13 protein-coding genes are annotated in these 17,363 nt (G+C 44.9%); 6 read left to right on the plus strand and 7 right to left on the minus strand.

Annotated elements, in window-relative coordinates:
• Positions 1-462 precede the first annotated feature (462 nt).
• From BMX95_RS13265 to rhaT, 5 genes are all read right to left on the minus strand, one after another.
• A complete protein-coding gene (locus BMX95_RS13265; RefSeq protein WP_081204730.1) occupies positions 463-1,851 on the minus strand; it encodes an FGGY-family carbohydrate kinase in 1,389 nt (462 codons plus the stop codon).
• Positions 1,852-1,978: 127 nt separating this feature from the next.
• Entirely contained in the window at positions 1,979-3,253 is a 1,275-nt protein-coding gene (locus tag BMX95_RS13270; protein WP_081204729.1) for a sugar isomerase, read from the minus strand.
• 101 nt (positions 3,254-3,354) lie between these two features.
• Positions 3,355-3,669 carry an L-rhamnose mutarotase gene (gene rhaM / locus BMX95_RS13275; RefSeq protein WP_081204728.1) on the minus strand — a complete coding sequence of 105 codons (315 nt, stop codon included), beginning with the start codon at positions 3,667-3,669 and terminating at the stop codon, positions 3,355-3,357.
• Between the two features lie 92 nt (positions 3,670-3,761).
• A complete protein-coding gene (locus BMX95_RS13280) occupies positions 3,762-5,885 on the minus strand; it encodes a bifunctional aldolase/short-chain dehydrogenase (protein WP_081204727.1) in 2,124 nt (707 codons plus the stop codon).
• Between the two features lie 31 nt (positions 5,886-5,916).
• Positions 5,917-7,008: an L-rhamnose/proton symporter RhaT gene (gene rhaT / locus BMX95_RS13285; protein ID WP_081204726.1), complete on the minus strand. Its 1,092-nt coding sequence runs from the start codon at positions 7,006-7,008 to the stop codon at positions 5,917-5,919.
• 202 nt (positions 7,009-7,210) lie between these two features.
• On the opposite strand from rhaT, the gene BMX95_RS13290 reads away from it, so the two are divergent.
• Entirely contained in the window at positions 7,211-8,242 is a 1,032-nt protein-coding gene (locus BMX95_RS13290) for a GntR family transcriptional regulator (protein ID WP_081204725.1), read from the plus strand.
• Between the two features lie 497 nt (positions 8,243-8,739).
• A complete protein-coding gene (locus BMX95_RS13295; RefSeq protein ID WP_081204724.1) occupies positions 8,740-9,363 on the plus strand; it encodes an RNA polymerase sigma factor in 624 nt (207 codons plus the stop codon).
• 1,324 nt (positions 9,364-10,687) lie between these two features.
• Here BMX95_RS13295 and BMX95_RS13300 read toward each other — a convergent pair.
• Positions 10,688-10,960: a hypothetical protein gene (locus BMX95_RS13300; protein ID WP_081204723.1), complete on the minus strand. Its 273-nt coding sequence runs from the start codon at positions 10,958-10,960 to the stop codon at positions 10,688-10,690.
• Positions 10,961-10,983: 23 nt separating this feature from the next.
• Here BMX95_RS13300 and BMX95_RS13305 point away from each other — a divergent pair, with 23 nt between their 5' ends.
• The gene (locus BMX95_RS13305; RefSeq protein WP_081204722.1) at positions 10,984-12,204 is read left to right on the plus strand and encodes a FecR family protein; all 1,221 of its coding nucleotides are present in this window, start codon (positions 10,984-10,986) and stop codon (positions 12,202-12,204) included.
• Between the two features lie 65 nt (positions 12,205-12,269).
• Positions 12,270-13,445, plus strand: a complete 1,176-nt coding sequence (locus tag BMX95_RS13310) for a phospholipase D-like domain-containing protein (protein ID WP_081204721.1) — start codon at positions 12,270-12,272, stop codon at positions 13,443-13,445.
• Between the two features lies 1 nt (position 13,446).
• On the opposite strand, the gene BMX95_RS13315 is transcribed toward BMX95_RS13310, so the two are convergent.
• Entirely contained in the window at positions 13,447-14,454 is a 1,008-nt protein-coding gene (locus BMX95_RS13315) for a metal-dependent hydrolase (RefSeq protein WP_081204720.1), read from the minus strand.
• Between the two features lie 339 nt (positions 14,455-14,793).
• Here BMX95_RS13315 and BMX95_RS13325 point away from each other — a divergent pair, with 339 nt between their 5' ends.
• Together BMX95_RS13325 and BMX95_RS13330 are read left to right on the plus strand one after the other, a co-directional pair.
• Positions 14,794-16,110, plus strand: coding sequence for a gluconate:H+ symporter (locus BMX95_RS13325; RefSeq protein ID WP_081204718.1), 1,317 nt, complete (start codon positions 14,794-14,796; stop codon positions 16,108-16,110).
• Between the two features lie 51 nt (positions 16,111-16,161).
• Entirely contained in the window at positions 16,162-17,271 is a 1,110-nt protein-coding gene (locus BMX95_RS13330; RefSeq protein WP_081204717.1) for a D-TA family PLP-dependent enzyme, read from the plus strand.
• Positions 17,272-17,363 lie beyond the last annotated feature (92 nt).

The raw sequence follows: 17,363 nt of genomic DNA on the forward strand, positions 1-17,363 counted from the left end.
CCGAAGACGGGAATAAAGTGATGCAGGAAAAAAATCGCTCTTTCATATGTCTATGGCTGTCAATGGCAGTCCTAAGCAAGTACCTATCAGAAGGGAAGAATTGGCAATCGTTTACACCAGTACAGGTTTAGGGGTATAGGATCCGTTTACACAGCTAACATAATCACAATTTTTTAGAAAAAGAAAACCAGGCGCTTTTTTTTAGTAAGTGTGTCATTTTTGGCCAAAACCGTGTCAATTTGGGGGATAAGTGTGTGCTTTCCAATACAAGAATAAATAAATATGATGTACTTCGTATGGTACAGGCTGTTCGTATTGCAAGAATCAGCTATAAAAGCCTTAAGCCATAAGCTGTAAGCAAATACAGGCAGAGGCCCCAGTTCGGCAGAGAAACCTAAAACTCAGAACTCAATAACCTAAGAACCTACGAACCCAGGAACCCGGAACTTTAAACTTTCAACTTTAAACTTTAGCCAGTGAATATGCTTTTAGTTCAATAAGATCAGATGAGGGATTTGTTTTATTCCAGGCAGCATGTACAGCCAAAGCGGCGCCCATAGCTGATGCCTGGGCCATTGATGCGGCATACACTTCGTGTTTTGGGAAGGCATTCGCCAGCAGATTCATGTACAACGGGTTCTTGCTGAAACCGCCATCCACAAAGATCTTTTTAACCGGACTGTTATGCAATACCAGGTTCAGCGAAGCTACCTGCTGCGTCATGAGATCGGCCATAAACTGATGGTATGCGGCTTCGTAGTTAGCAAAACTGTTCAGGTCGCGGGCGCCAAAGGCACTCTCCTGCACCATGGCAGATTTGCCCGATTTGCTATCGGAACCAGCGCCGGCAGTTGAAGCGGGGGAAGAAAGCAGGTCAGCATTAAATGCCACCGTTTTATAATAATCGAGGGCGACATTGAAATGAGCAGCCAGCCTTTTTGTTTGTTGCTCGTGTTCATACCCGGCAAACAAACGCGATGCCTTGATGGGTTTGCCCCGGTATTCCATATAACACAAACAATCCTGTTGCAGCTCTTCATACGTTAACCGGGTTTGGTTGAACGGATTCAAAGCTATACACCAGGTACCGGTAGACAACAATACAAACGGTTCGGTGAAGTGAAACAGGTATGGGATCAGGGCGGCAGAACTATCATGCAAGCCAACCCCGGTAAGCAGGGCATGTCCCTGAAATTGCGATGGCATCAATTGGTCTGACGGGAAAATGTTCGCCAGTTTTTCATTGATGGCTTCGCGGTAGATCCATTCGTGATAATGGTTCTGGGGAAAGTTCCACAAACCGGTATGACAGCCAATGCTGGTGATATCGCTGTACGCACGACCGGTTACCAGGTAACTCATGTATTGCGGTAAATGCAACGAGTAGTGAATGCGATCGAACAGTTCGGGTTTTGTGTATTTCAGGCGATACAATTGCATGCCTGAATTCAGGTTACCCAATACCGGTGAGGCGGTATAAATAGAGAAAGTTATTTCGCCGCCATATTTTTGGTAGAACCCTTCCTGCAAACCGGCAGGATATGGCTTCAGGTAATTGTACAAAGGAGCCGCAGCCTTTCCTTCTTTATCGATATGAACAAAGCTGGCGCCATAGGTACTGAAGTTCAGGGCACGTACCTGGAAGCGCGCATCATTAAACACATCCTGCAAACAGGCCCGCACCCAGTTGGTAAGGGCGTCCAGGTCTTCACAGGCATCTCCATCTTCATCGATTACTTCAGCAAACTGTTCGCTTTTCTCCAGTACAATGTTGTACTGTTCATCAAACAGGAATAACTTTTTATTGGTTTTTCCAATATCGAAAATCGCTATAACAGAAGTTCTACTCATTAGGCGGCTATTTCACTCACGTGTTCGTTCGGTAATACTAAGAAACAGTTACAGGTTGCAAGTTACAGGTTTCAGGGCTCAATTGTAAAGCGCCCTGTAACCTGCAACCTGTAACCTGCAACGGCTTTTATAAACCGGTAGCTACAGTCTTCTGACCGCGCTCTTTAATTAAATGCTCTCTTACTTTCAGCTGACGGTACAACTGTAAAGGTTGTAATGCAGCACCGGCCTGCAAACGGGCTTCGGCAACCAGGGCACGCACATCGGTACGGTAAGCCTGTTGCAGAATTTCCTGTGCTTTGGCTACATCACTTGCCTCCTGGGCAACCTGTAATGCTTTGGTATCAACCAACAACGCCTGTGCATAAGCGATCTTGATGGCTTCTACTGATTGCAGCAGGTCTTCCAACGGGTCTTTTACGTTGTGCGAGGCATCGATCATCCAACCCAGATCGGTAGCGTGGTTCATACCACGGGCATCCATACCTTCAACCAGTTCATTAAAGATCAGGAACAGCTGATATGGATTGATGCTGCCTACGGTGAGGTCATCATCGCCGTATTTTGAGTCGTTGAAGTGGAAACCACCGAGTTTGCCTTCGCTCAGCAACAGGGCAACGATCTGCTCAATGTTGGCATTGGGCAAATGGTGGCCAAGGTCAACCAGCGTATAAGCTTTGGGGCCTAGTTTGCTGGCATACAGCAGGGATTGTCCCCAGTCACCTACTGTCATAGAGTAGAAGTTGGGTTCGAACGCTTTGTACTCAACAAACATTTTAAAGTTATCGGGCAGCGCTGCATAAATTTCGTGCAGGCTTTCCAGTGTGCGTTGAAATGCCTTGCGGAAGTTCAACTGACCGGGGAAGCAGCTACCATCAGATAACCATACAGTGATAGAATCTGAGCCCAGTTCTACCCCTTGTTTTATTACTTCAATATTGTGATCGATGGCCTGTTTGCGGGTTGCTTTGTCAACGTGTTGCAGGGAGCCGAATTTATAGCTCAGCTTTTGATCGGGCTGGTCCTGGAACGTATTGGAGTTTACGGCATCGAAGCGTAAACCGTGTTGGGCAGCCAGTGCTTTAATGGCTTTGGCATCTTTTGGAATATCCCAGGGAATATGCAGGGATATGGCGCCGCCGCTCTTGTTGAGTGATTGCAACAAACCTACATCTTCGATTTTTTCTTCAATGGTGCGGGGTTCGCCACCACCTGAGAAACGGCCAAAACGGGTACCACCAGTACCTAATGCCCAGCTGGGGATGGCAATCTGGAAGTCGACCAGTTTTTTAAGAATACCGTCTAAACCGGCTACACCTTCGGCGGCAAATTCAAAACGGCGTTTATGTTCTTTAAGGAGACTATTATTGTGCTCGTCTATTTTATACTTATCGATCTGCATGCTCGTTATTTTAGGAATGTTAGTTATTACCTGGACCCTTTATACTTCAAAGATACTGAAGTAGGAAGTAAGAGGTAAGACGTAGGAAACACATCGCCATCTTACGGCAAATAAAACACCTCTTTTAAGGGAATAGTTACAGGTGAATTATCTGAATTACTTTCCATAATGTCTTTCATATACGCCCACCATTTTTGCATAACGGGGTGAGCGGGTAAATTGTCCAGCGCAGCGGGGTCTGTTACGTTCAAAACGCCAAACAGGCTGTTGGTGGTTTCATCCAGAAAGATCGAATATTCGCTAATACCGGTTGTATGCAACAATTCCTTTAATTCGGGCCATAAAGCATCGTGTCGTTTTTTGTACTCGGCTTCCTGGCCCCTGAATAAATTCATTTTGATGGCAACGCGTGGCATGAGCAATATATTAATCGTTGGTATGATGAAAATGGAAATAGGAAGTAAGAAGTAGGAAGTACTTCCTATTTCCTACCTCCTACTTCTGAAAACTATCTTACGAAGGCTGTAGCAACGCCACCGTCTACGTTGATCACGTTACCGGTTGACTTGTTCAGCAAACCGCCTGTAACTGCAAAGCAGGCATTGGCGATATCTTCAGGTAATATTATTTCGTTGAGCAAAGTGCGTTTAGCATAGTAACCAGGTAATTCCTGTACGGTAATGCCATAGGCTTTGGCGCGGCCTTCAGCCCATGCACCTTCCCAGATCTTACTGTCACTGATAACCGCATCGGGGTTCACTACGTTCACCCGGATGTGATCTTTTCCTAATTCAGCTGCGTTCAAACGGCTCAGGTGCAACTGAGCAGCTTTGGCTGAACCATAACCAGCGTTGTTGGGGCCGCTCATCAGGGCGTTCTTGCTCACGATGTTGATCACATCGCCGCCGATTGCCTGTTTGCGCATTACCTCAACACCAGCCTGGGTTACAAAGAACTGTCCTTTTACCAACACATCATACAGGATGTCCCAGTCTTTCTCGGTATGCTCTTCAATTGGTTTTGAAATCGACAAACCTGCACAGTTCACTACGATGTCCAATCCACCGAAGGCCAGGGCAGCTGCATCAGTAGCGCCTTTGATATCGCTGGCTTTGGTAACATCCAGTACAACGGCAGCGAACACATCTTTACCGTATGATTTACTGAAATCTTCTTTTGCTCCTTCGAGGCGGCTGGCATCGTTATCATTGATGATAACGCAAGCGCCTTCGTCGGCAAATTTTTTGGCTATAGCTTTCCCTATACCACCGGCACTTCCGGTTACCAGTGCAATGCGGCCGCTTAATGCTTTGGGCTTGGGCATACGTTGCAATTTGGCTTCTTCCAGTAACCAGTACTCGATGTTAAATGCTTCCTGACGGGGTAACGAAGTATATGATGAAATAGCTTCTGCACCACGCATTACGTTAATGGCGTTGATGTAGAACTCTGCTGCTACGCGGGCAGTTTGTTTGTCTTTCGAGAAAGTGAACATACCTACACCAGGGTACAGGATCACCACCGGGTTAGGATCGCGCATGGCCGGGCTGTTAGGGTGTTTGCAGGTATTGTAATAATCTGCATACATAGCACGGTACGCTTCGAACTGAGGTGCCAGTTTCTCTTTGATCTTGTTTACGTCGCTCAGGTCTTCACCAGGTGTGAGGGTCAACACCAGCGGACTGATCTTCGTGCGCAGGAAGTGATCGGGGCAGCTGGTACCCATGGGAGCCAGTCTGTCGAGATCATTTGAATTGATGAAGTTCAATACTCTTTCATCATCAGTGAAGTGACCCACCATTTTCTGGTAGCTGCTGCAGAAACCACGTAATACAGGCGCCAGTGCAGCGGCTTGTGAAGTACGTTGTGCAGCGGGCAGAGATTGAATTTTAGCACCACCGAAAACAGCTTTTTGTTTGCTTACGTTTTCTTCAATGTACTCAGCGCAACGTTCAATTACTTCCAGGGTATTGATGTAGCTTTCGTAAGCAGTATCGCCCCAGGTAAACAAACCGTGTGAACCGAGCATGATGCCACGGATGCCAGGGTTTTCTTCCAGGCATTTAGCCAGCTTCAACCCAAGGTCGAAACCAGGACGTTGCCATTCAACCCAGCCTATTGTTCCATTGAATAATTCCTGTGTTATTTTCTTTCCGTCTTTTGCAGCAGCAATTGCAATGGCTGCATCAGGATGTAAGTGATCGATGTGTTTGAAAGGAAGGAAACCATGCAGCGGGGTATCGATAGAAGGAGCTTTTGAAGCCAGGTCGAAAATGCAGTGATTGAACAGTTCTACCATTTCATCCTCATGCTCAATACCACGATAAACGTTTTTCAGGCTGCGTAAACGCTCAACATATAAAGCAGCAAGACCGCTTTTCTTCATAGTACCCAGGTCGCCACCTGAGCCTTTGATCCACATCACTTCGGTTTCTTTACCGGTAAGAGGATCCTTGGCAATGGCTTTACATGAGGTATTGCCACCGCCGTAGTTTGTAAGGCGCAGATCGGCACCCAGCAAATTACTCCGGTAAATTAACAATGCTACTTCATCGCCTTGCAGGGCGGCCGCTTTGGCATCGTCCCACAAATAGCTTACATGCTTAAACTTTACTGCACTTGTTGCTGACATAGTCTGTTCTTTAATTTGTTCTTTGTATATGTTATTTCAGCGAATTACCATACCCCACCAGTAATACAGAGGCAATGATGGTAATAATGCCAATAATAACCGTTGTTTTAGTTTTCTTGCTTACGCCTGCCCATTCTTTCAAAATCAATCCCCACGCATTGGCCGTTAAAATAATGAAGGCCATATGCAGGATCCAGCTGCTGGGGCCATTGCCCAATTTGCTTTCTCCCATGCCATAAAAAAAGAATTGCAGGAACCAGGTTGTACCGGCCAATGCGGCAAAAATGTAATTGCTCAGCAGTGGCGTTTTCTTATTCGTATAATCTCCAAAGGTTTTGTTGCGGGCGTTCAGGATCATACACCAGATAAAGTTGGTGGTCAGTCCACCCCACAACACTACCACGTAGGTTACATTGTTTTGATACAGGAAATTTCCAGTTTCACCAGGGTTAGCCGCTTTCCATAATGAATTGGCTACTTCTGCCATCGGCTTACCGGCTTCCAGCCCAAAATTGAAACAAGCGCTCAGCACACCAGAAATGATGGATACCGCCAAACCCAGTCCAAACTTGAATTCGGTTTTAGCTACCACGCCATGCGGATCGACTCCACCTTTTGATAATTCCTTTTCTTTACGCGTACCGGCCTTGCCGCAAATGATGATGCCCAGTACACAAACTGCCAGTCCTATTAAGACGGTCTGGCCCCAGGTATTCCCTAACAACTGACTAAAAGTATCTTTGCCTTCGGCCGGGAACATGTCATAATAGATAGAGGGGATAAGGGAGCCGAACACCATACAAAGTCCCAGGATGATACTGCTGCCCAGCGAAACCCCCAGGTACCGTACACCCAGGCCATAAGTTAATCCGCCAATACCCCACAGAATGCCAAATAAAAACGTATAGCCTAATACAGAACCACTAGTCTGACTAATAATTTCCGAAAAGTTGGGAATGGTGAGCCAGGCTGCCAATGGGGGAACTATCAGCCACGAAAACAAACCTCCCACGATCCAATAACTTTCCCAGGCCCAACCCTTTACTTTTTTATAGGGTATGTAAAAACTTCCGCTTGCAAATCCGCCTAAAAAGTGAAATATAACTCCAAGAATAGCATTCATTTGTAGCAATTTTTTCAATATGGCCAGCCCATGCCGGATTAAAAAGGTGAAAGTATAAGTTACCGATTATTAGCCCATCATGTACCATCATGGTCTTTTTTAATCAAAAACCTGTTCATATTTAGCTTTTTAACTAAGTTTGGGAGCATTAATAAAAGATTGATGATTTGCTTGTTGCAACCAAATCATTGGAGAGGTTATCATGAAAAAAGATTCCATATTTCAGCATTTATTTATAGATTATTATTCTGCCACGCCAAAATACCTGCAGCTTGCCAACTCCATCATAAAAGCTATTGGCGAAGGCAAGATCCAGAAAGACGAGCTGCTGCCTTCGATCAACGAACTGAGCTTTGAATTTGAGATCTCGAGGGATACGGCAGAAAAAGGATACAAACACCTGAAGAAAATCGGCATCCTGGGTTCGGTGCCGGGTAAAGGGTACTTTGTAAAAAACACCGAGGTAGGTCAACACCTGAAGATATTTCTTCTTTTCAATAAACTGAGCCCGCACAAAAAGATCATCTACGATGCGTTTGTAGCCTCCCTGGGCGAAATGGCTTCGGTTGACTTTTACATTTACAACAATGACTTCGCCTTTTTTAAGCGGCTCATTCAAAATAAAAAGAATGACTACAGTCATTATGTGATCATTCCCCATTTTCTCGACGGGGGTGAAAATGCATCCGAGATCATCAACACCCTGCCCAAGGAAAAACTGATATTGATGGACAAGCTGCTGCCGGGGGTTGAAGGTACATTCGGCGCCGTATACGAGAACTTTGAAAAAGATATTTACGATGCGCTGGAACAATCACTGGAGCCGCTGAGTAAATACCATACCATCAAGATCATTTTTCCCGAATACACATACCACCCCGTTGAGATCTTAAAAGGCTTTTACCGGTTCTGCCAGCAATATGCGTTCAACTATAAGGTAGTACACGATATTGCCAATGAGCCCATCAAGGAAGGCGAGGTATTTATAAACCTCATGGAAAATGACCTGGTGATCCTGATTGAAAAAATACTGGCTACCAAATTGAAAGTGGGCAAACATGTGGGTGTTATATCCTACAACGAAACCCCGCTCAAAAAGATCATCCTGAATGGCATAACTACCATTTCTACCGATTTTGAAATGATGGGAGAAAAAACCGCCCAGTTGATCCTGGAGCAATCTACCGAACATATTGAAATTCCTTTTTACCTTACACAACGCTCATCACTATAACGAATAAACTGGATGCAGCACGGCCACAGCCCCGGCCCTGAGGTTTGGGGCTGAATAAAAAAAGGGTATTAAAACCCATTTTATTAGTACAGTAATCTGGACTAACCTATACTGCAATATGGTTTTTGCTTACTGATCATGGTCAGTAAATGCAGCATGCCCCATACAATCATTGTCATTTTGTGCGGTTCTAAAGGCTAATTAAGCGCCAAATAAGTCACCATAATCCATACTTGATTTTGTGAATTTGTTTTTTACGTGTAATCTTGTACTAATAATATTTATTGGAATTTTAATTTGTAAATAATTCCACCCGGGTTACCATTTTTATTCTCTCCGGTAACAGTTCCTCCTTATCTTATTTACCAGTATCCCCATGCCAGGCTGGGCCTGAAACAAAGAAAAGCATGATATACCCATAATAACGTTTAGTATTTACCGTAACTTATTGTATATTAAACTGACTTTTAACCAAGGTAGCAAAAACACTCTTCCTAATGCGTTCAGTTCCGTTGGAAATTGATATAATCGATACTTTAAAAAAAGGTGGTCCCGATGCTTTGCAATCCCTGTTAAAGCAATTTTACAGTCCTTTATGCCTTTTTGCCGAACGCCTGCTTAATGACCGAGCCGCTTCAGAAGATATTGTTGGTGAAACTTTTATAAAACTCTGGAACAAACGGGGTGATTTTGAGACCACCCAAAACATAAAGGCCTTTATGTACATCACGGTGCGTAATGCCTGTTTAAATTATTTAAAACAAGCCAAACGAGATTCATTAAACCAAAAACAGCTGGCTTATTTAACTGGTGAAAGAGAAGAGTACATTTTGAATGAAATGATCAGGGCCGAGGTGTTAAAGGAAATAATGAGCGAGATCAATAATTTGCCCGAACAATGTGGCAAGGTATTGAAACTGGCTTACCTGGAAGGTTTACAAAACAAGGATGTAGCAAAAGTGCTTAACATTTCTGTTCATACCGTAAAAAATCAAAAAGCGAGGGCCATTCAGTTATTAAAGACAAGGCTCCGCGACCGCGATATACTGGCTTTATTGATATTATGTTCCTTTTTAAAAGATACTTCCTATAGCTGCCAAAACATGCATTTACCTGCCTAAACATCAGTTTTATTGCGAAAACACCCACTTTGGGTAGGTGGAAATACGCATTTCTTATCTTTTATTAAATTTTTTTCGCGTTAGACTAGTAAAGAAGGGCCACTTAGTTGTTTTAATACTAAACTGATAATTATTCGGCCGTGCGGGATACACACGTTATGATTTGCAAATAGTTTTTATACTTGAATATGTTTAATGAGAATTGTTTCAGAGTATAGCCATTTAAAACGCTTTGACAATTTTATTAAATAATATCCAGGAAGACACAGCAGATGTTGTACGTAGTTCAGTACCGTTAGTACATATTACAACATGATACAGGCTACTGTTAGGAGTTGTTTAAGCTGTTGCAGGCATTACCAGTGTAAGGGGTTAAGTAACCAATTGAAGGTATTAACCCTGAACTATAAATGAACAATTAGCCTTAACAAGGCCTTTTTTGTCCGCCCGATGTCATCATCTGTACTTCTTGTTCTTTCAGCCAGACGGGAAGACGGAATGTCGAGCGGGAATCTCATGTGACTGTTTGGTTGGGTCACTACAAGGGAGTGTTTCTACTCTCCCTTTCTTTTTTAAAATTTGAAACTCTTTATAAAGCATTTTTCTTTTCGCTTTTAGGCAACAAGTAAAATCTGACCCTTCAATACACCGTTACACAACCCTGGTGTATGTTGAAAATCATCTCAAGGCATCCACATTAGTAGTACAATTTTTCCAAGGCATCTCTGATTAGTTTGTAACCCAGGTATTAAATATCCATAAGGGCTCTTATTGTCCCCTTTGGTTTTTACATGATATTTTATTCTGAATAACAGGATAATTTTTCTTTTCGCATTCCTCATATGTGCATCAATTATCCCTCTTCCTGGTACAGAAGAGGCGCAGGAATCCCCACGGCCGGGTAGTCTTACCCGGCTTTTCTTTTCTCCAGAGTTGATAGGTTGATGAGGTTAACACGTTGATGAGGTTAACACGTTGATGAGGTTAACACGTTGATGAGGTTAACACGTTAACCATTTGATCAGTCAACGAGTCTATAGAACACAATGCAAAAGACCCAGCTGTTCTCCGCCAGCAGGCGGAGAAAACAGAAAGCCGCGAACACAGAACTAAGAACACAGAACCAAAAACTTTCAACTTTAAACTTTCAACTTTAAACTTAAAACCCGGTACAGCTAATTGACAACTATCAATAACCCACTTACCAAACAAGCCATTTGATAAACTCATATTAACAATTATTCAACTTCGCTTGATTACAATCATAACCTTTCCGGTTTTTGAACTTTTATTTAGGTTAATCGTAGAATTATTTGTTTTTATATTATAAGAGGGTAATCTTTTTTTTCAGGGACTGATTGTTACGTTGTGATTTGCTTTTATTAATAGAAACCCTTAGTGTATTGGCTAAACTATTAGCATTCCTACCCTTTCCTTGAATAATTTTCTTTATATCCGTCAATTTATTAAAGATTTCGCCATGCCCTTTAGTACAATTCACATCAATTGTTGTTTTTACAATAATAGCAAATCGCAACACCAGCTCTACTGCACGAAACTGACGCAAACGAACGTGGAAGAATGCAGCAAGTACCATCAATCATGTTATAAACTTTTCTTATGAATGAACAACAAACTGAAAAAGGATTTTACATCGCCTCGCTGATCCTCGGGGACCTGCAGAACAGGCTCAACCCAACGGAACGGCAGGAGCTGGAAACCTGGCTCCAGGAAAATGGTGACAACTATAAACTGTACGAAGACCTGCTTGATCAGGAAAAGCTGGGTAATGATCTGAACGAATTACAATCCTACGATCCCGATGCGGCTTTTGAAAGACTCTCACCCAGGATCTTCACCAACGAACCCGCCGGAAAACGTCTTCACTTCAGGATCTTGTGGTACATGGTGGCAGCTGTATTTATTTTGGTGGCCGGTGGGGTTGCCTGGTTTGTTTTAAACAAGCCAGAGAAATCAGTCCCCCAATCAGCGGTCATTGCCCAAAAGAAAACACCTGGCAGTGCGCCCGATTCTAAAAAGGCCGTCTTGATCCTTGGCGATGGCAGTAACATTGTTTTGAGTGAAATGAACAATGGCGATATGGCGCAACAGGGCAATGTGATAGTAAAAAAGATCAAAAACGGACTGCTGGAATATAAACTAACCGGTGAATCCACCGCTACAAGCGTCTTAAATACCATTCGCACGCCTCGTGGTGGCGAATACGAGGTGATCCTGGATGATGGCTCCCACATCTGGTTAAACTCCGCTTCTACCCTGCAATTCCCTGTTCATTTCAATAGCCCTGATCGCCGGGTTGCCCTAACCGGTGAAGCTTATTTTGAAGTAGAGTCATCCGTGTTGCCTTCAGGTAAAAAGAAATCATTTATTGTTTCGGTTGATAATATGGAAGTGCAGGCCGTTGGTACTGCCTTCAACATTTCCGCTTATAAGGAAGACGACCACTCGCAAACCACCGTGGTGGAAGGACTGGTGAAAGTAAACCGGAACAATAAAACCAATATGCTTTCCCCTGGCAAAAAACTCATAGCAAAAGATGCCACCGTTACCGTTGAAGACGCCGATATAAAACAGGAGATTGCCTGGAAGAACGGCGATTTTGTATTCAAAAATACTTCGCTCAATATGGTGATGAACGAACTGGGCCGCTGGTACGACCTGGACGTGGCCTACGATAAAGGTGTGCCCGCCCTGCACTTCAGTGGTGAAGTGCAACGAACATCAGACATCAAGACCGTTTTGCAAATGCTGGAGTATACCGGCGGTGTTACCTTCTCCATTTCAAAACGCGTCATCACGGTACACCCCGGTAAAAAATAAGCAACCATTTTCTTTTCTTATTCCGGGACTTACACTGCGTGCATAATTTTTGTAGTTTGGCAGCTATGTTGCGCGGTAACAATAAAAAATCTACAGCTTATCTTCCCTATAACCAGGTAAAGTTGGTCAGGGGTGGCAGGGAATATTTTTCTGTGCTCACCCGGTTGATCGAAATGGCGCAACACTCCATACACCTGCAGGTGTATATTTATGAAGATGATGAAACCGGCCGACTGGTAGGCAATGCCCTGATGGCTGCTGCCAAACGAGGCGTTAGTGTTTACCTGCTGGCCGATGGCTATGCTTCAAAAGAATTATCGGCCGGATTTATAAAAGCAATACAAACAGCCGGCGTTAATTTCCGTTTTTTTGAACCCCTCTTAAAAAGCGAACATTTTTATTTTGGCCGCCGTATGCACCACAAGGTACTGGTGGTAGATGGCCATTTTGGATTGGTAGGCGGCATCAACATCAGCAATCGCTACAATGATATGGACGATGAACCGGCCTGGCTCGATTGGGCCCTGTATGTAGAAGGACCAGCCGCCGGTGTGTTGTTCAGCATTTGTACCGATGTTTGGGCCAGGCCTGGCCAGGTATCGCTAAAAAGATCGCTGCGGAATAACCTGCCCATTTTCCCCAATTCCGGCCATACCCCGCTTCGCATTCGCCGGAACGATTGGGTAAAAAGCAAGAACCAGATCTCACGCAGTTATATCGATATGCTGAAGAAGGCTTCTTCGAACGTGATCATTATGTCGGGGTATTTTTTACCAGGTACCATCATCAGACACCACCTGTCGCGGGCTGCCAAACGCAATATCGATATCCAGGTTATTGTAGCCGGCAAATCGGATGTACCGCTGGCCAAACATGCCGAACGGTATATGTACCGCTGGATGTTGAAGCGCAATATCAGGTTGTATGAATATACCAAGGCGGTATTGCACGGTAAAATGGCCACCCGCGATAAAAAATGGGTAACTATCGGGAGCTACAACGTCAATGACATCAGCGCCTATGCCAGCGTGGAACTGAATATAGATGTGAACGATGCAGAATTCGCCACCCTGGTGCAGGGTAAACTGGAAGCCGTTATAAAAAACGACTGCGTGTTGGTAACGCAGGAGGCATTCAATAAAAAGTTCAACCTCTTTCAGCGGTTTATTCAATATTGTTCATACTGGCTGGTGCGGATCATCGTTTACCTGTTCACCTTCTACTTTAAGCAAAGCAGATAAGCTACTCTCCCTTGATCCGGTGCAGCATCGACTTAAACACCGCCTTGTCCCAATTGGCGAAGCGCCCGCGCTGTACCACCATGTTATTGCCATAGGGCCGTTGCAGGTAATAATGAAAAACAAATCCGGCTCTTGGCTTATACCAGCCTGTCATTTGTCCAAACCGGAGGTCGTTGAACACAAGGCTGTTCCCTTCCCTTTCAATGGTATAATAACCCTGGGAGAAAATAAACAGGTCTTTCAGTTCATCCAGGTCTTTTACGGGGTTTAATAAGGAATCGTTACGGGGGAAATAAGTGAAATCGACATCCTCCTTTCTATCGAACACCGACCGATAGCCGATGTGATAGCCCTTGTCATCTTCCAACACCACATACCACAACAGGTTATTCAAAGGCGTGGGCGTGGTAAAATGCCGCCGGTAGGTAATATTTTTTTTTCCGGTAGCCCGGTATACCGCCGCTTCTACAATCGATTTATTTACCACATCAATGATCAGATAGAAAATACACCAACCAATGGAAATGGCTGCCCAGCGTTTTCTTTTGTGATCTGTTCTCATGAACAGCAACGCAATGGTAACCACCAGTGGTAAAATAGTAAACAATGGATCGGCCACAAACATGGCATGCACACAAAACCGCTTGTGCGAGAAAGGCTCCAGTAAACCCGTTCCATAGGCATTGAAGCAGTCAAGCGCCAAATGCGTCATTAATTCCGTGGCAAAAAACCAAACCCAGGTTGTAAAAGCAATATTATGTGGCCGTCGCCATTTATCAGCCAGCCAGGCCAGCAAAGGCGAAACAAGCACCAGGAATAATAAGGAATGGGTAATGCCCCGGTGAGCGATCAGGTCGCGGGTAGTAGGCATCCAGAAAGAGGCAACAAAATCAATATCGGGCAGGCTTTGCGCCACTGCGCCCAGTAACAAAGCCCGCTTGCCGAACTTCTTACCAATAAACACTTCACCAATACAAGCACCTAAAACTATATGCGTAAGTGAATCCATTCCGCCAAGTTAGTTTAAAGTTTAAAGTTTTAAGTTTAAAGTTATTAGGTTCGTAGGTTATTAAGTTCGTTGGTTATTGAGTTCGTAGGTTGTTGGGGTATTGAGTTCGTAGTTCTCGGCTGTCGCGGCTGTTGCCTCGCCCGCTGAAGCCTTGGCATAGGAGGGCCTGCTGCCTTTCCTCTCTGCCCTCTGCCCTTCAGCCTTCTGCCCTCTGCCTTCTGCCCTCTGCCCTTCAGCCCCTTTCAACAAAAAATGCTATATTAGTACCAGAGGGGAAATCCAACCACTAAGTGGGGAATTTCGTTTAACCGGTACCATTACTTGCCATATCCATTTACCATGACAACATTACTTATTGTCTTTACCTGCATCATTGCCCTGGTGCTGCTGATATCCTGGGCAAAATTCAATCCATTTTTAGCCTTTCTCATCGTTTCCATAGGTGCGGGCCTTTGGCTGGGCATCCCATTGAACAAGATCACTACTTCTGTACAAAAGGGCATTGGCGATACACTGGGTTCGCTGGTAGTGATCATTGGCCTGGGCGCCATGCTGGGAAAACTGGTAGCAGAAAGCGGCGCCGCGCAAAAGATCACCCAGGTGCTCATGCGCACTTTTGGGGAGAAACATCTGCAGTGGGCTTTAATGGTAACTGGTTTTGTGGTAGGTATTCCCCTGTATTATAATGTGGGTTTTGTATTAATGGTACCGCTGATCTTTTCGGTAGTATACCAGTACAAATTGCCGGCCGTATACATTGGCCTGCCCATGCTGGCTGCCTTATCGGTAACCCATGGCTTTTTACCGCCCCACCCGTCGCCTACGGCACTGGTATCGCAGCTAAAAGCCAACATGGGACTTACGTTGATGTATGGCATCATGCTGGCAATACCTGCTATCATTGTGGCCGGTCCGCTGTTTGCCAAAACCCTGAAGCATATCCGCAGTGAACCGCTGCAAACCTTTCAATCGAAAGTGATCCCTGCCGAACAGTTGCCGCATGCAGGCAACAGCTTTTTAACCGCCCTGCTGCCCGTGATCTTACTGACCATTACTACTATTATTCCACTGGTCACCACTTTGTCGGGCCCTTCGAAACAAGCGAATGATTTTATCAGCGACCCGGTGATCGTAATGCTGCTGTCACTGCTGGTGGCTACTTTTACCCTGGGCATTCATACCGGCCGGTCAATAAAAGCGATCATGGACATTTATGGCGATGCTATAAAAGATGTAGCGCTGATCTTACTGGTGGTTGCCGGTGCGGGTGTGCTGAAACAGGTATTTACCGATAGTGGTGTAAGTACCACCATTGCGGACAGTATAAAAGACTGGCCCATGCATCCGTTGTTACTGGGCTGGCTGATAGCCGCTGTTATCCGCATTTGTGTGGGCTCGGCTACTGTGGCCGGACTCACAGCTGCCGGAATTATCGGGCCAATTATTCCACAAATGCACGTAAATGCCAACCTGATGGTGCTGTCGATTGGTGCCGGCAGTTTATTCTTCTCCCATGTAAATGATTCCGGTTTCTGGATGTATAAAGAATATTTCAACCTCAGCATTCGCGATACCATCCGCTCCTGGTCAATGATGGAGACCATTGTATCTGTAATGGGGCTCATCGGGGTTTTGATCATGGATATTTTTGTATAATCAGGGAACCTGCTAAAGTCATTACCTTTGATTCCATCGAAATACACACCAATGGAAAATAACTGGTATTTGATCGAGGATATTGACAAACTGGATACGCCCGCCCTGGTAATATTTCCTGAACGGGTAAAGGCAAACATCAATACCCTGAAGGCAATGATCGATGATCCGCAACGGCTGCGCCCGCATGCAAAGACCCACAAAACAAAAGAAGCCACACAACTGATGCTGGCAGCGGGTATCACCAAATTCAAATGCGCCACCATTGCGGAAGCAGAAATGCTGGGGATGTGCGGGGCGCCTGATGTGGTACTGGCTTATCAGCCCGTTGGTCCCAAACTGGAACGCTTTGTAAAGGTAACGCAACAATATCCCAATACGTTTTACTCCTGCCTGGTTGATAATATCCCCAGCGCCTCTGCCATTGGGGAAGCATTTGCGGCGGTGGGTGCTGCCATTGCCGTATACATCGATTTAAATGTTGGGCAGAACCGCACCGGCATAACGCCGGGTGAAAAAGCCATTGAGTTGTACAAATATTGTGCGAACACAAAAGGCCTGTCAATAGCCGGCCTGCATGCTTACGATGGTCATACCCGCGGCACGCTGGCAGAACGCACGGCCCAGAGTAATGAGGCTTATGCCAAAGTGGAAGACCTCTTGCAGGCATTACAATCGACCGGTTATCCGAACATAAAAGTAATTGCCGGCGGCTCGCCCAGTTTTCCCATTCACGCCAAACGGGGGCAGGTGGAATGCAGTCCGGGTACGTTTATTTTCTGGGATAAAAGCTACCAGGACCAAAATACTGAACAACCTTTTCAGATTGCTGCGATCGTTGTAACCCGTGTGGTTTCATTGCCCAACGATACCCATATTTGTGTTGACCTGGGGCATAAATCCATTGCTGCCGAAAACGAGCTCTCCAAACGGGTTTTCTTTATAAATGCACCGGAGCTAAAAGCCATATCTCATAGCGAAGAACACCTGGTATTACAAGCAGGTGAAGGCCATTCCTATAAACCTGGTGATGTGTTGTACGGAATTCCCATTCATGTTTGTCCAACCGTTGCGCTGCATGAAAGAGGATATACTGTTGAGAATGGGAAACTCAGTGATGAATGGAAGATAATTGCGCGGGACAGGAAGATCAGTTTATAGTTCTAAATTGAAAGTTCAAAGTTTAAAGTTCCTTGTTCTGAATTCTTAGTTCTGAGCGCAGCGAAGAATAATCCGCGCTGAGGTGTATTTGC

Source organism: Niastella yeongjuensis, assembly GCF_900110245.1.
Taxonomy (GTDB): domain Bacteria; phylum Bacteroidota; class Bacteroidia; order Chitinophagales; family Chitinophagaceae; genus Niastella; species Niastella yeongjuensis.

Bases quoted from the DNA above. Each gene is read 5' to 3' on its own strand.
- BMX95_RS13265 (WP_081204730.1), bottom strand. From the start codon at position 1,851: ATGAGTAGAACTTCTGTTATAGCGATTTTCGATATTGGAAAAACCAAT.
- BMX95_RS13270 (WP_081204729.1), bottom strand. From the start codon at position 3,253: ATGCAGATCGATAAGTATAAAATAGACGAGCACAATAATAGTCTCCTT.
- rhaM (WP_081204728.1), bottom strand. From the start codon at position 3,669: ATGCCACGCGTTGCCATCAAAATGAATTTATTCAGGGGCCAGGAAGCC.
- BMX95_RS13280 (WP_081204727.1), bottom strand. From the start codon at position 5,885: ATGTCAGCAACAAGTGCAGTAAAGTTTAAGCATGTAAGCTATTTGTGG.
- rhaT (WP_081204726.1), bottom strand. From the start codon at position 7,008: ATGAATGCTATTCTTGGAGTTATATTTCACTTTTTAGGCGGATTTGCA.
- BMX95_RS13290 (WP_081204725.1), top strand. From the start codon at position 7,211: ATGAAAAAAGATTCCATATTTCAGCATTTATTTATAGATTATTATTCT.
- BMX95_RS13295 (WP_081204724.1), top strand. From the start codon at position 8,740: ATGCGTTCAGTTCCGTTGGAAATTGATATAATCGATACTTTAAAAAAA.
- BMX95_RS13300 (WP_081204723.1), bottom strand. From the start codon at position 10,960: ATGGTACTTGCTGCATTCTTCCACGTTCGTTTGCGTCAGTTTCGTGCA.
- BMX95_RS13305 (WP_081204722.1), top strand. From the start codon at position 10,984: ATGAATGAACAACAAACTGAAAAAGGATTTTACATCGCCTCGCTGATC.
- BMX95_RS13310 (WP_081204721.1), top strand. From the start codon at position 12,270: ATGTTGCGCGGTAACAATAAAAAATCTACAGCTTATCTTCCCTATAAC.
- BMX95_RS13315 (WP_081204720.1), bottom strand. From the start codon at position 14,454: ATGGATTCACTTACGCATATAGTTTTAGGTGCTTGTATTGGTGAAGTG.
- BMX95_RS13325 (WP_081204718.1), top strand. From the start codon at position 14,794: ATGACAACATTACTTATTGTCTTTACCTGCATCATTGCCCTGGTGCTG.
- BMX95_RS13330 (WP_081204717.1), top strand. From the start codon at position 16,162: ATGGAAAATAACTGGTATTTGATCGAGGATATTGACAAACTGGATACG.